The organism is Herbidospora daliensis (assembly GCF_001570585.1).
Lineage (GTDB): Bacteria > Actinomycetota > Actinomycetes > Streptosporangiales > Streptosporangiaceae > Herbidospora > Herbidospora daliensis.
In genome coordinates this window covers 80,197-93,836 of sequence record NZ_BBXF01000008.1, presented here as the reverse complement: position 1 = coordinate 93,836, position 13,640 = coordinate 80,197, and the positions used below count along the sequence as shown (strand labels likewise).

Here is a 13,640-nt window from a genome sequence, read left to right as displayed (position 1 = left end):
TGGCGTGCTGCCGAAAACTACTGACGTCATGAACGTAACAGCGTGACGGAATCACGCAAGAGTTGATTCCAGGCGAGTTCGAGCACGGCCGCGCCGGCCGCCTGCATGGGCTCGCGGGTGACGTACCGGTCGACCGACTCCGCGTCGAACGGAACCCCCTTGGTCGCGTGCCCCTCGTCGTTCGCGCCGGTCATCGCGCCGAAGACGGCGTCGAAGATGCGCGCCTCGACGACCGTGACGGCGAGCAGGTCGGTGGCGAAGGTGAGCGGGTCGACGCCGACGCCGAGCACCAGCGACCGCAGGTCGCCGCTCTCACGGGCGTCGGTCAGCCGCCGGTAGAGCGGCCAGGTCTCGTAGTCGAAGTCCGGGCCGTAGTGCTCGGAGCGCCCGAGGAACTCCTCGGCGTACTCGCGGACCACGCACTTCCACAGGTCGAAGTCGGCCCTCTCGGCCCGCGGGTCCTCCTCCGACGGCTGGAACACCCCGACGGGCATCACCTGGAACAGCCCTCCCCCGTGGGCGACCAGCGCGGGGTCGCGCCAGTGGAGCACGAAGGTCAGCTCGCCGGTCGCGCGGTCGTGGCGCAGGGTCAGCATCGAGATCGCCGGATGGGCCGGGCGGGCCCGCAGGTCGGTCGGGTCGGGCACCCGCCCGCGCAGGGGCAGGTCGTCGCTCCCGGCGAGGTCGGCGGCGGCGAACTCGTGGCCGATGGCCTCGCCCACGTTGACCGCGTCGAAGTACATGCCGCGCGTGAAGGTCAGCTCGGGCCAGGTCACGTCGAGCAGGCGGTAGCAGGTGCGGTTCTCGAAGAGCTTCGGCTTGTCGTGGGCGAGCATCGCCTCGGCGTAGGCCGGCCCTTCGGGCGTCGCCACCGGCGGCGCCTCGTCGGTCCAGCGCAGCACCACCTCGTGCAGGTCGAGCGGCTCGGGCAACGACCAGGCGGGTTGGGTCAGCAGGCGGGTCGAGCCCACCCGGGCCAGGCCGGGATAGAGCAGGTCGGCCCGCTGGGCCAGGGTGTGGCGGTTCGTGTTGAGGTGACGGCGGGCCTCGCGCCAGGAGTTCATCCGGGCAACACTAAGGGCTCCGGCAGGGGGATCCGGAGCCCTCGGCGCCTCAGGTCAGACGCAGGTCAGACGCGGTCGGCGGCGATCAGCAGATACTGGAAACTGCCGTTCTTGTACGCGTTCAGGAACGCCTCCTCGATCCCCGTCACCAGGTGAGACTTGGCCCGCAGCTCCCAGTAGGGGATGGTGGCCGCCGTCAGGTCGACGACGCTCACCGGCACCAGCCGGTTGTTGGCCATCTCTCTGAAGTAGTTGCTGCGCGGATGGATGTCGCAGATGTAGTGGGCGTTGATCTGGCTGATCGCCTTCGAGGGCAGGCCGTAGGCGTCGTTGTAGCAGCCGGTGATGGTGACGTAGCGCCCACCGCGCGCCAGCAGGCGCGAGTGCTCCTTGAACAGGAGGGCGAGCTCGACGTACATGGTGCTCTCGTTGTTCCAGATCGCCTGGTAGGAGCCCGTCTCGAAGCCGGTGTCGAGCATGTTGCGCAGGTGGAAGCGCACCCGGTCGTCGACGCCGCGCACCTTCGCCTGTTCGTTGGCGAACTCGACCTGGGACTCGGAGATGGAGATGCCGTCGACGTGGGAACCGAACCGGAGATTGGCGACCAGCGACGAACCGCCGCGGCCCGAACCGGCGTCGAGGAGTCGGTGGTGGGGCTTGATGTCGCCGAGGTGGCTCAGCAGGAAGTCGGACTGGGCCGACTCCAGGCGGTGGAGCTCCCTCGTCATGCGCTCTTCGCGGGTCTCCTTCGGTCCCTCCAAGACCGACCAGTCGACGTCGCCGATTCCGTAGTGATGGTGGTAGATGCCGTCGACCTCCCCCAGGCGGAGATTCACTGGGTTCTTCTCGGTGTTCCAATAATCAGCCACGGAGCGCTGGTAATCGCTTTGGGTGATGGTCACCGAACGAATTTCCTTTCGCTATCTGTACCTGTCGCTGGATCCGTGCCATTCGAGACAGCCGGCCATCCATGCCTGGGCGCCGCGCAGGAAACGCTGGAGTTCCGTGGAGGGAACGGCGGCCAATGATTTCTGGCTGGCTTCGAAACCCCGGACGAAGTCGTTGTGGAGGGCAACGGTCCGTTCGGTGGCCTCGCGGATGGAGCATTTCTCCTCGGCGGCGATGAGCAGCACCACGTTGGAGTCGGGCAGTTCGTCGGCGGCCTCCTTCTCCGCCGAGTAGAGGTCGTTGACGAGGACGCTGGCGGTGCCGGCCTGCATGAGCGCCGTGTGGAACCGCCGGTCGGCGAAGAGGTCTGCGGGGAGCTGGTATTCGCCCACGACGTCGATGAGCACCATCGACGTGTAGAAGCTGTCGTGCTGCCGGGCCGCCAGGTAGCGCCACACCGGAGGCGGCGCCTCGAAGTAGCGCCAGGCGGCGTAGGCGGTCCAGCTCACGAACATCTGCGAGGTGATGTTGCACGCCCGCATCACCTGCGACGGGGTGGCGTGGCGGCTCAGGTGGGCCGTGGCCGACCGCAGCGCCCGCAGCACCGGATCGGCCGCGATGGCCTCTTCGAGCTGGACGGTGTAGGCCCCGGCCGGGGGCGGCGGGTCCATCGCCGAGGTGACCAGCGCCAATCGGGGCGGCAGCTCGGTCGGGGTGGCCCCCAGGTCGGTCTCGTCGGCGTAGTAGTCGTCGGCGGCCCACCAGGCGGCGTTCATCTGGGCGGCGATGAGGATCAGGTCGGGTTCGTCGGTGTCGGCGTGGGCCAGCGTGGCGAGACGGCCGAACCCGGTGTCGCGGAAGGTGTCGATGCGGCCCTCGTGGAGGCCGACGCTCTCGGCCCACGCGACCAGCCGGCGGTTGACCTCGTCGCCGAGGGCGTCGTTCACCCGGACGGTCTCCGGCACGTAGAGCGGCGGGTGGCTGCCGTCGCCCCACTCCCGCTCGCGGTAGGGCAGCGGGGTCACCCCGCGCCGGACGACGAGGGTCGGGTCGAGCGAGGGCGAGGGCGGCTGGTGCCCGTCGACGATCGCCGGGATCTCGGGCAGGTCGGCGGCGGCGGGGACGCGGAGTGCGGAGGTGCCGAGACCGGTGGGACCCGGCAGCCGGACCGATGGAGTTTCGCTCGTCTCAGGCATCAAGCCCCCTCCTGGAATTCGCCGAATTCTCTATTCGGCACGTCTTCCATAGGCAAGAGAATGCGCAATGAGGCCCCCGAAAAGAAAAGCGATCCCCCGTCTCGCCGCCAATACTAAAGGCCACCCCACGGTCACGCAATGGTCATTACCGCGCCCGCCATATCACCATATAAACCATTAATAGACATCACGGCCGGATGCCGAGATCGGCCGGTTCGGCGGCCGCCACGCCGGGTGAGGGCCGGCGCGGGTGGAATGTCTCCGGCGCCCCATGTGGTTTCAGAGCCAGACGACGATTCCCGTCAGCCCGTTCAGCACCGCCGCCACGCCCGCCCTGATCGCCGCCGCGCACCTCTGCGGCGTGAACGACGCCGGGTCGTACGCCGACGACGTCCCGAGCCCCTCCCCCCGGAACGAGGCCCCCGGCCAGTCGACCGCCGTCACGTTGTGGGTCGGCTCGGCCAGTTCGGCCCCGACGACGAGGAACTGCTGCGACAGGTGGCTCGCGGTCACCAGGGCCATCGGGTCGATGAGGTCGTTGCCGGCGCTGACGATGAGGTCGGGCTTCAAGTCGAGCGCCCGGGTGATGCCGGGGACCAGGTCGTGCGGGTGGGTGATGGCGACGGTCCGCAGGTCGGCGTCCACCTCGCCGGCCCAGTCCTCGACGGCGGCGACCAGGTTCTTGGTCGGGGCGTCGGAGCCGGCGGCGACCAGGACGACGCGGTAGCCGCCGGAGGGGCGGACGGCGTCCCACGAGCCGGGCGCGGGCGTGATGGTCGCCTCGGGGTGGGGGCGGGCGGCGAAGAAACCTGGGGCCAGCGCGCCGACCGCGCTGGGGGCGGGATGGGGTTCGGACCAGTCTGCGCCGCAACCGGTGAGCAGCAGCAGGGCGGCCAGGGCGGCGGTGCGGAGCAAGACGATCGTCCTCCGGGATGGTGCGGGTGGTGCGCGTACATCCTGCTATCCCGGTTTTTCCGTTTTGTGGTTGTCAGGGGGTTTCTGTGGTGATTTAGCGAGCCGTTCGGCTCCCGTTCACCCACGCCCGGCACGGAGCGGCTGAGCTGGTCCGTCGAGCGGAGCTTCTGGAACAGTCCATAACCCCGCAAGTCGCCCGTCATGATCAGTTAACCGGACAGGGCCACCATTCTTGCCGCTTGTGCAACATTTTGCGACATAAGGAACAAGCGATGACATTAGTTACACGAGTGGCCACTGGCGCCACCGCGGCGCTCCTGGGCCTGGCTGTGGCCCTGAGCAGCGCCACGGTGCCCGCGGCCGCCGCGGACGCCGCAACGCTCACCGGCATCGTGCTGGGCGTCGGCGCCGACCAGGCCCAGCGGACCGTGACCTGGTACTCCTCGGCCGACACTGCGCAGAAGGTGCAGGTCGTGCCGACCGAGCAGGTCGTCAACGGCGAGTTCCCGGCCGACGCCGCCACCTTCGACGCCGTCGGAGGGGCGAACATCGCGGGTGGCAAGTTCAACCGGCACGCCACCATCACGAACCTCAAGGAGTCGACCGCCTACTCCTACCGGGTCGGCACCGACGACAACTGGTCGCCCGTCTACGCGTTCAAGACGCAGAGCTTCGAGGGCGACTACGACTTCCTGTTCTTCGGCGACCCGCAGATCGGCTCCTCCGGCGACACGTCGAAGGACCAGGCCGGCTGGGTCGACACGGTGAACGTCGCGACCGCCGCCAACCCCGACGCCGAGCTCCTCGTCTCGGGCGGCGACCAGGTCGAGACCGCCGGCACCGAGACGCAGTGGGACGCCTTCCTCGCGCCCGACGGTCTGCGCCAGTACCCGTGGGTGGCCACGATCGGCAACCACGACGTCGGCAGCAAGGCGTACGAGCAGCACTTCACCGTGCCCAACACCGACCGTTCGGGCCCGCTCTACGGCAACGGCAACCCCTCGTCGAACACGTCCGGCGGGAACTACTGGTTCGTCTACAAGGACGTCCTGTTCATCGACATCAACAGCAACAGCTACGCCACCTCGCAGGGCGGCGGCGGTGACGCGGCCCACGTGAAGTACGTGACCGACGTCATCAACCAGCACGGCAACGAGGCGAAGTGGAAGGTTCTCGTCTTCCACCACGCGATCTACTCGCCGGCCGCGCACGCCCAGGACGGAGACGCCAAGCTGCGGCGGGTCGACTTCCCGACCGCGTTCTCCAGCCTCGGCGTCGACCTGGTGCTGCAGGGTCACGACCACAGCTACTCGCGGTCGTACCTGATCAAGAACAGCGAGAAGGCCAACCCCGACGAGCAGCCGGGTGCGGCCGACGTCACGGCCGGTCCCGGCGGCGTCCTGTACATCACCTCGAACTCCGCTTCCGGGTCGAAGTACTACGACATCTCCGCGCCCAAGACCGACCAGCCCAGCTCCGGCGCCGGCAACGGCCCCGACCCGCTGAACCCCTCGACGTACTGGTACAACTCCGTGCAGAACCAGGAGCACGTCCGGACCTACGTCAAGGTCGGCGTCCGCAAGGACAAGCTCGTCGTGGAGAACCTCCGCAGCGGCACCTGCGCGGCCCCGAACGCGGCCGTCGAGAAGGGCGTGTCCTGCGACAACGACCCGGCCGCCAAGCCGGTCGGCTCCACCGTCGACAAGGTCACCGTCCACCCCTACAACGGCGAGGGCCAGGCCCTCTCGGTCGACGTGCCGAACGCCGCCCCGGGTGAGTTCGGCTGGACCATCGACGGCTACAACGGCCTGGTCGACCTCGGCACCGCCGAGGAGAAGAACGGCGACCACTTCGAGGCCGCCGGTTCGATCAACCCGATCGTCGTCTCCGACAACCGCCGCTCGCAGGCGCCCTGGTCGATCTCGGCCAGCGTCGGCGACTTCAGCGACGGCGCCAAGACCTTCGCCGGCTCCTACCTGGGCTGGACCCCGAAGGTCGTCGAGGCGGGCGCGGGCGCCCGCGCCGGCAACCCGGTCGTGTCCGGGTTCGACGACAACGGCCAGGGCCTCGCGAAGTCGCGCGGCCTCGGCTCGGCCGACCAGGGCCACCCGAAGGGAGTCGCCAAGCTCGGCGCCGACCTGACCCTGAAGATCCCCGGCGACGTGGAGAACGGTGGCTACCGCGCCACCCTGACCATCACCGCGTTGTCCAGCTAGTCGCAGTCACGGGGTGGGCGTCCGCCGGGCGCTCACCCCGTCTTTCCGTCCGAGGATTCGAGATGCGCCTGTTCCGTACCGCCCTGGCCCTGTTCTCCGCCTGCGCGATCATCGTGCTGCCGGCCGCCCAAGCGCTCGCCGACGACGGCGACGTCGCCTGGACGGTCCGGACCGACGCCGGCGCCTTCGGCGCCGACCGTTCCAGCTACACCTACTCGATCAATCCGGGCGCCCGCCTGGACGACGCCCTCCTCGTCGCCAACCGGGGCACGACCCCGCTGACCCTGACCGTGTACGCCGCCGACGGCTACACCACCGACACCGGACAGCTCGACCTGCTGGCCAAGGACAAGAAGTCGATCGGCATCGGCGCGTGGGTGCACGCCGGCCGCGACTCCGTGACGATCGGGCCCGGCGCGTCGGCCCGGGTCCCGTTCTCGGTGAACGTGCCCAGCAACGCCCCGCCCGGCGACTACGTCGGCGGCATCCTGACCTCGCTGACCCAGGCGGCCACCGCCGAGGGCATCAACGTCGACCGGCGGCTCGGCATCCGCATCAAGCTGCGCGTCAGCGGCGCGCTCAAGCCCACCCTGGCCGTCGAGGACGTGCGGATGGACTACTCCGGCACCGTCAACCCGTTCGGCTCGGGCGACGCCACCATCAGCTACACGCTCCACAACACCGGCAACGCGGTCCTGTCGGCCAAGCAGACCATGTCGGTGACCGGGCCGTTCGGCTGGTTGCCGTCCGACGCGGGCGACATCGCGGGCTCGCCGGAACTGCTGCCGGGCGAGAGCTGGCGCATGTCGGTGCCGGTGAAGAGCGTGGCCCCGGCGTTCCGGCTGGCCGCGACGACCGTCGTCATGCCGCTGCTGACCGACGCGTCGGGCGCGACGACCTCGCTCGACCCCGTGCGGGCCACCGCCGGCGCGTGGGCGCTGCCCTGGACCCAGCTCGCCCTCCTCGTGGCGCTGATCGCCGTCGTGACCGGCTGGTTCGTGCTGATGCGCGGCCGTAAGACGCGGCGCAGGGAGCGCGAGGACGCCCGCGTGCGGGAGGCGGTCGAGGCGGCCCTGCGAAACGCCGGGTAGCCTCACGCCGATCGAAAGACTGTGACCGACGCACACGACGACTTACTCGACCTCGCCGCCGACATCGTCCAGTGGCGGGTGCCCACCGAGCAGTGGGAGAAGATCGGCGGCCTGCTCGAACTGGCCGCCGCGGCGCTCGGCGAACCGGCGGTGCTGCGGCCGGTGCTCGAAGAGCTGGAGAACGAAGGGCCGGGCCGGATCACCAAGATCGGCGCCACCCCGGTCGTGCCGCCGCCCCCGCCCGTGCGCGATCGGCTGAACCAGCTGGTCCACGCGCTCTCCGGCCCGAAGAAGTGAGCGCCGTGGAGCAGCAGTTCGTGGTCCATCTGTACGCCGTGCTCGAAGCGGCCCCCGCCTTCCGCCAACTCTGGGCCGAGTGCCGCAAGGCGTTCGGCCTGACCGAGAAGGTCCTCGACCTGCCCATCGAGGTGCCCGTGTCGAGGGGCTATCCGGCCGGGGCCGAGGCGGCGCTCGCGGGCGCGGGGCGCGGCGACTGCCAGGCGATCGTACGGGTCCACCACGACGTGCTGGTGTTGTCGCTGGGGCTGACCGGCGGCGACTGGCAGACCTGGGACGCCACCTGGTCGGCCGTGGTCGCGCACCGCGACTTCCTCGGCGAGGCCCGGCTCTTCCTCGCCCACGGCGGCGGCCTCCAGTCGGAGCCCCACTGGCTCGGGCCGGTGACGACCCCCGACGGGCTGGCCATCTGGGAACGCGGCGGCGACGTCGACTACCGCCGGACCCGCCGGTTCCTCATCGCCTTCGAGGACGACCCGGTCGCCAGCGCCTTCGTCTGGAGCCGGGGCACCCCCGAGATCCCGCCGCTGGCCCGCTACCTCCTGCACGCCGCCAAGATGCGCTACGAACTGGGCGTCTGGTTGCGCGACGGCGGCGGCCGGCCGATCCCCGGCACCTTCGACGCCGGGCGGCGCATCGGCGACATCCGCCGGATGCGGCACACCGTGGACATCGCCGCCGACAACATGCTCCGGTCGTTCGACCTGACCGCGCTGCTGCTCCAGGGCGGCCCGTTCGCCGACGACGCCGGCCTGGCGCGGTCGCTGACCGAACGGCTCGACGACGACCTGCGGTACCTGCACGACTCGATCGACCCGGCCGTCGTCGTGCCCGAGGTGGGCGGCGGCCGGGACGTGTTCGTCGTGCACGGGCGCGATCTACAGGCCCGCGACGCCGTCTTCACGCTGCTGCGGGCGCTCGACCTGCGTCCACTGGAGTGGGAGACGCTGGTCGCGCGGACGGGCGGGCATCCGTGGCCGTACATCGGCGACGTGCTGCTGGAGACGATGCCGCACGTGCAGGCGATCGTGGTGCTGATGACGCCCGACGACCTGGTCCACCTGCACCCCGACTTCGGGCCCGAACGCCAGGTGTCGCAGGCGCGGCCGAACGTGCTCATCGAGCTCGGCATGGCGTTCGCGCTGCGGCCGAAGAACCTGGTCGTGCTGACGTTCGGCGCGATGCGGCCGATCAGCGACATCGACGGCCGCAACTTCGTGACCGTCGCCGACGACGTGCTGTTCCGCACCCGGCTGGCGCACCGGCTCAAGCTGGCGGGCTGCCCGGTCGACCTGTCGGGCGGCGACTGGCTGACGGCGGGCGACTTCGGCGGCCAGGAGTCCTACCGGAGAGGAGTCGGCCCTCACCTGCCGTGATGCGTGAACGCCGCCCACAACGCCGGAGACGACGGGTAGTCCTCCCGGATCCGCTCGACGGCGGCGTGCAGGGCGTGCGGGACGCGGCCGAGGTCGGGCAGGGCGGTGTCGTAGACCCGGTCGGCGACCCTGGCGGCGATCCGGTCCTTCACCTGCCACAGGCTGCCGACCACCTGGGGGAACCCGGCGACCTGGAACGCCCCGGCGAGGTGCACGGCCTCGTCGGCCAGGCCCAGGCGGGTGACGCCGGTCTCGCAGGCCGACAGGTAGGCGAGCCCGGCGCCCGACAGGTCGAGCCGGGCGATCTCCCCGACGGTCAGCCGTTCCCCGGCCAGCTGGACTCCGCCGTTCCACGGTTGCGCGTCGGCCGAGGCGTGCGCGGCGACGTGGACGACCGAACTGGCCGGCAGCGCTTCGAGGATGGCGGCGGCGCGGGTGGGCGTACCGACCGGAATCCCGGCTCTGCCCAGATGGCCGGCCACCTTCTCCAGCTCCCGCACGGTCCCGGGCAGCGGCACGTGGCCGTCGGCCTCGGGCACCGCGACGATGAGCGCCCCGCCCACACCTGGTCGGCGGGTGCGCGCGTGGCCGAGCGCCCGCACCGTCGCCGTGTACGACGAGACCACCCGGTCGCCGACGCGGGGCCCGCCTTCGAGGTGACGGCCGGCGGCGTGCAGCGGCAGTGAGGCCAGCGCCCCGGCCGGGCACCACCACAACCGCGAGCCGGGCGCCGGGTCGAGCGCGGCCAGCACGGGCCCGGCGACGGTGTCCCACAACCACGACAGCAGCGGGAACAGGAACGTGTTGGCGGGTGCGGAGTCGGCGTCGAGCCCCCGCGCCCACCTGACCGCGTCGTCGTGGCGCAGGCCGGGCAGCGGCACGTGCCGCACCCCCTCGGGGGTCGCGATCAGCGCGTCGCCGCGCCAGGCCGAGGCGCTGACCAGCACGATCGGCCCTTCAGCCGCCTGTGCCAGCAGCCCGTCGAGGCGCGGCGGGACGAGAAAGCCAGGGTGGTCGCGCCGGATCCGGGCGAGCAGGTCGTCGAACGCCCGCGAGAGCCGCAGCCGCTCCCCCGACGAGTCGAGCAGGGGCAGGTGCCCCGGCTTCTCCTCGGTCTCGGCGGTGAGCAGGTCGCGGATCCGGAGGAACTCGGCCGCGTCGCCGGGGTCGAGGTCGTGCAGGTCGGACCGCATCCGCAGGGCCTCGCCGAGCAGCAGCACCCGCGCCTGTTCGAGGTAGGTCAGCGCCCGCCCCGGGTCTCCGGCGTCGAGCGCCGCCGCCGCGGCCTCCGACGCCAGCTCGCCGTGCCTGCCGAGCGCCCGGGTCCGGCCCTCGCGCGCCAGCCGCCACGGCGCGACGGCGGGGAACAGCGCGACCGCCCGGTCCATCGCGTCGAGCGCGGCGGGGTGGTCGCCCAGCCCGGCGTGGGCGTAGGCGAGCGCCCGGTACGCCTCGATCCGGTGTTGCGGGGCCGACCCCTCGTCCCGGGCTCCCCGGGTGAGGATCTCCACGGCCTCCCGGGCGTCGGCCTCGGTCGCGCGGCCGAGCAGCGCGCACCCGGCCCGGAACGCGATCTCGGCGTCGGCCGACGACGCGGCGGCCCGCCGCCCGGTCTCCACCGCCTCGTCGAGGTCGCCGGCCTGTAAGAGCGCCCACGAGAGCGAGGAGAGCCGCCGCGCGTGCCCCGGCGAGAGTTCCACCGTCCGCCGCGCGACCTCGACGATCTCCCGGCGCACGCCGGCGTCGCCGCCGAGCGCGTCGTCGTGGCGGGACAGGCAGTGCCGCAGCGAGTCGAGGTGGACGGCCAGACCGGGCGCGTCGCCCGGCTGCGCCACCGCGCGCCGGCCCATCTCGACGGCCTCGGCGAACCTGTTCTTCGTCCGCAGGACGACGCTGAGCGTGTTGAGCACCGCGCCGAGCACCGGACTGCCCGGGGGCAGCAGGGCGACCGTCTCGCGCCCGGTCGCCTCGGCCTCGTCGAGCAGGCGGGCCTCGCCGGTCTGGTCGTACAGGGCGAACAGGCACTCGGTCATCCGGCCCAGCACGTCGGCGCGGGCCGGATGCCCGTCGGGCAGCAGCCCGAACGCCTCTTGCAGGGTCACCACCGCCTCCCTGAGCAGCTCGGCGTCGGGCAGCAGCCCGAGATGCGCGGCCAGATTGCTCAGGTGGGCGGCCCGCTCGGGCGCGCCCGGCGGGGTCGCGGCCACGCAGGCCCGGCCGTACTCCAGCGCCCGGCGCAGTTTCGCCTCGTCGGAGGCCGCCTTCCCCAGCTCGAACAGCGCCGCCCCCGCGACGTTCAGGTAGGCGGCCAGCCGGGGGTCGGCCGGATCGACCCCGGCCACCGCCTTCTCGGCCGCCCCCGCCGCCGTCTCGAGGTCGGCGAGCTCGCCGGTGACGTGGTGCCGTTCCATCAGCGAGGTCGCCCAGCTGACCAGATAGAGAGGCTCGTCCGGTACGTCCGCCACCACGCCCGCCAGCAGCGCGCAGTTCTCCTCAAGGGTCTCGACCAGGCCGTCACGGAGATAGGCGCTGCGCAGCATGACGGCGTAGTCGTGCCGCAGCCGCACGTGCCCCGGCAGGGCGTCGAGCGCCCGCCGGGCCGCGTCGAGCGCCTCGGCCAGCGCCGCCGGATCGCCCGACACCTCGTAGCGGCGGTGGGCGAGTTGCGACAGGTTCGCCAGGCACCGGACCCTGAACTCGGCGCCGTCGGCGGCGACGGCGGCCCGCGCCCGCGCGAGGGCCTGGTCGAACAGGGCGGGATCGAGCGTGGCCTCGTGGAGCATCGCGAACACCACGCTCAGCGCCGACTGCGCGGCGGCCTCCTCCTGGTCGAGCACCCCGGCGTAGACCTCCGCCAGCGACTCCCGCCAGGGGGCGTCGGGAGGGCCGGCGGCGTAGGCGTCCAGGAACGCTCCAATGGCGTCGTCGAGGCGGCCTTCGTCCCGCGCCGCCGCGCCCGCCGTGACCAACCGGACGATCTCGCTCAACCGATCTGCCGACATCGCTCGATTCTCACCCGCGCGCATCACGGATGGGGAACGCGTCCGGCGAACCCGCCCGACCAGGCCCACAGGTGCGCGCCGAGGCCGACGCCCACGGCCATGCCCACCGGGATCGCCATCGGGCCGAGGGCCCCCTTGAGGACGAACGCCAGCGCCGCCCCCGAGCCCAGGCTCACCACCGTGAGCAGCAACGACGGCCACGTCGACTCGGGCGGCGCCGCCGTGACCCGCCCTCCGCCGTCCACCTGCCGGGCGCGGCCCGCCGGCCACAACCGGCCGCCCTCGGGGAGGTCGATGACGGCCCGGCGCAGCGGGCCCCGGCCGAGGCGGATGCGCACGACGGTGCCGTCGACGAGCCGGTGCAGGTCGGGGCTCCACAACACGGGCTGGAGCAGCGTCACGTGCCGGCCGGTGTCCCGGGTGTCGAGTTCGACCAGATGGCGGCCGAGCAGCCGGTTCCCGTTCCCGGCGGCCTCGTCGCCGATCGGGGTGCGGTTCCTGGCGCGGGCGCGGATCGCCGGGGCGTCGGTGGCCGAGGCGGTGAAGTAGGCGCGGACCGCCCAGCAGGCCAGCAGGAAGATCGCGACGGGGAGCAGCACGCTCCTGACCTCGCGCGGGGCCGTGTCGAGCGGCGGAGGAAGGGGATGGCCGGTGACGTGCTGGCCGTACACCTCCTCCGGATAGATCGTGCCGCCGGGGCGAGGAGGAGGAGCCCGAAGCGGTCGCCGGCCTTGAACAGCGCCGGGTCACGGACGGTGAAGCGCACGGACGCCGGTGCGCCCCGTCCGTCGCGGTAGGCGACGTCGATCTGGCCGGTGTCCTGGCCGATGCGGGAGATCGTGCCGGTGATCCCGAAGTACGCGGGCTCCCGGGCGATCGCGTGGTCGAGCGCGAGGAGCGCGCCGCCCAGACAGAGCGTCATGACGGTCACGCCGATCGCGACGACGTGACCTCCGGAGTAACGCCTCATGTCTGGAAGACGAAGCGTCACAATCCGGAGGTTCCGCCGAAAACTTGCCGATCTGCGCCCGGTTCTACCGAACCGGGGCGCGCCGGCTTCGGACCAGCACGAAGAACACCACGACCGCGGCGACGACCGCGCCGCCGATGATGCCGATCTGGAGCAGCGGCAGTCCCGAAGAGCTCTCCTCGGCCGCCACCGTGCGCTCGGCCATCTTGGCCGTCGTCAGCGGTTCGGTCGTGGGCACGTTGGCGACCTCGCCCGAGGTCACCTTTACGGAGGCCTGGGCCTTGCTCGGCTTGGTGGCCTTCACGGTGACCTTCCACTCCCCGTCGGGCAGCAGCTCGGCCGGGTTGTAGAGGTTCTGGCCCTCCGGCGCCGACATCAGCGGCACCGGGCCGAACGTGCGGCTCCCGTCGGCGCTCTCCGCGAACAGCGTCGCGGCGACCACGTCGGTGACGGGCGAGCCGTCCTTCTTCCAGGTCACCAGCACGTTCACGTTACGGCCGCCGTCGCCGACGACCTGGAGCTTGATCGGGCCGTCCGCCGCGGCCGTGGCCTGCTGCGCGCCGAGCAGCAGGCCGAGACCGGCCAGCACGACGGCCAGGGCGTACCTCAGTGCCTTGTTCATTCG

12 protein-coding genes are annotated in these 13,640 nt (G+C 71.7%); 5 read left to right on the top strand and 7 right to left on the bottom strand.

Annotation, left to right across the window (positions count from 1 at the left end; all coding sequences use genetic code 11):
- Positions 1 to 26: 26 nt before the first annotated feature.
- The 4 genes from AW274_RS32990 to AW274_RS32975 all read right to left on the bottom strand — a co-directional run bounded on the left by AW274_RS32990 (position 27) and on the right by AW274_RS32975 (position 4,063).
- On the bottom strand, positions 27 to 1,064 hold the full coding sequence (locus tag AW274_RS32990) for a hypothetical protein (RefSeq protein ID WP_062440914.1): 1,038 nt from the start codon (positions 1,062 to 1,064) through the stop codon (positions 27 to 29).
- Between the two features lie 65 nt (positions 1,065 to 1,129).
- Positions 1,130 to 1,975, bottom strand: a complete 846-nt coding sequence (locus AW274_RS32985) for a geranyl diphosphate 2-C-methyltransferase (protein WP_062440911.1) — start codon at positions 1,973 to 1,975, stop codon at positions 1,130 to 1,132.
- A 9-nt stretch (positions 1,976 to 1,984) separates the two neighbouring features.
- Positions 1,985 to 3,148: a family 2 encapsulin nanocompartment cargo protein terpene cyclase gene (locus AW274_RS32980; protein ID WP_062440908.1), complete on the bottom strand. Its 1,164-nt coding sequence runs from the start codon at positions 3,146 to 3,148 to the stop codon at positions 1,985 to 1,987.
- Positions 3,149 to 3,427: 279 nt separating this feature from the next.
- Positions 3,428 to 4,063: a type 1 periplasmic-binding domain-containing protein gene (locus AW274_RS32975; protein ID WP_198169528.1), complete on the bottom strand. Its 636-nt coding sequence runs from the start codon at positions 4,061 to 4,063 to the stop codon at positions 3,428 to 3,430.
- A 290-nt stretch (positions 4,064 to 4,353) separates the two neighbouring features.
- Here AW274_RS32975 and AW274_RS32970 point away from each other — a divergent pair, with 290 nt between their 5' ends.
- From AW274_RS32970 to AW274_RS32955, 4 genes are all read left to right on the top strand, one after another.
- The gene (locus AW274_RS32970; protein WP_198169527.1) at positions 4,354 to 6,279 is read left to right on the top strand and encodes a purple acid phosphatase family protein; all 1,926 of its coding nucleotides are present in this window, start codon (positions 4,354 to 4,356) and stop codon (positions 6,277 to 6,279) included.
- Between the two features lie 62 nt (positions 6,280 to 6,341).
- Positions 6,342 to 7,370: a COG1470 family protein gene (locus AW274_RS32965; RefSeq protein ID WP_062440899.1), complete on the top strand. Its 1,029-nt coding sequence runs from the start codon at positions 6,342 to 6,344 to the stop codon at positions 7,368 to 7,370.
- Positions 7,371 to 7,391: 21 nt separating this feature from the next.
- Positions 7,392 to 7,667: a CATRA system-associated protein gene (locus tag AW274_RS40790; RefSeq protein ID WP_062440895.1), complete on the top strand. Its 276-nt coding sequence runs from the start codon at positions 7,392 to 7,394 to the stop codon at positions 7,665 to 7,667.
- A 5-nt stretch (positions 7,668 to 7,672) separates the two neighbouring features.
- Positions 7,673 to 9,043: a CATRA conflict system CASPASE/TPR repeat-associated protein gene (locus tag AW274_RS32955; RefSeq protein WP_157520859.1), complete on the top strand. Its 1,371-nt coding sequence runs from the start codon at positions 7,673 to 7,675 to the stop codon at positions 9,041 to 9,043.
- Here AW274_RS32955 and AW274_RS32950 read toward each other — a convergent pair.
- Together AW274_RS32950 and AW274_RS32945 are read right to left on the bottom strand one after the other, a co-directional pair.
- The gene (locus AW274_RS32950; RefSeq protein ID WP_157520858.1) at positions 9,031 to 12,045 is read right to left on the bottom strand and encodes a CHAT domain-containing protein; all 3,015 of its coding nucleotides are present in this window, start codon (positions 12,043 to 12,045) and stop codon (positions 9,031 to 9,033) included. The two genes, AW274_RS32955 and AW274_RS32950, sit on opposite strands and share 13 nt — an antisense overlap.
- Positions 12,046 to 12,068: 23 nt before the next feature.
- Positions 12,069 to 12,716 (bottom strand): hypothetical protein, encoded by a 648-nt coding sequence (locus AW274_RS32945; RefSeq protein ID WP_062440885.1) that lies wholly within the window; start codon positions 12,714 to 12,716, stop codon positions 12,069 to 12,071.
- A gap of 144 nt (positions 12,717 to 12,860) precedes the next feature.
- On the opposite strand from AW274_RS32945, the gene AW274_RS42805 reads away from it, so the two are divergent.
- Positions 12,861 to 12,995 (top strand): hypothetical protein, encoded by a 135-nt coding sequence (locus tag AW274_RS42805; protein ID WP_269750641.1) that lies wholly within the window; start codon positions 12,861 to 12,863, stop codon positions 12,993 to 12,995.
- An 84-nt stretch (positions 12,996 to 13,079) separates the two neighbouring features.
- Here AW274_RS42805 and AW274_RS32940 read toward each other — a convergent pair whose 3' ends face one another.
- Positions 13,080 to 13,637, bottom strand: coding sequence for a hypothetical protein (locus AW274_RS32940; RefSeq protein WP_062440882.1), 558 nt, complete (start codon positions 13,635 to 13,637; stop codon positions 13,080 to 13,082).
- Positions 13,638 to 13,640: the final 3 nt, after the last annotated feature.

Bases quoted from the DNA above. Each gene is read 5' to 3' on its own strand.
- AW274_RS32990 (WP_062440914.1), bottom strand. From the start codon at position 1,064: ATGAACTCCTGGCGCGAGGCCCGCCGTCACCTCAACACGAACCGCCAC.
- AW274_RS32980 (WP_062440908.1), bottom strand. From the start codon at position 3,148: ATGCCTGAGACGAGCGAAACTCCATCGGTCCGGCTGCCGGGTCCCACC.
- AW274_RS32965 (WP_062440899.1), top strand. From the start codon at position 6,342: ATGCGCCTGTTCCGTACCGCCCTGGCCCTGTTCTCCGCCTGCGCGATC.
- AW274_RS32950 (WP_157520858.1), bottom strand. From the start codon at position 12,045: ATGTCGGCAGATCGGTTGAGCGAGATCGTCCGGTTGGTCACGGCGGGC.
- AW274_RS32940 (WP_062440882.1), bottom strand. From the start codon at position 13,637: ATGAACAAGGCACTGAGGTACGCCCTGGCCGTCGTGCTGGCCGGTCTC.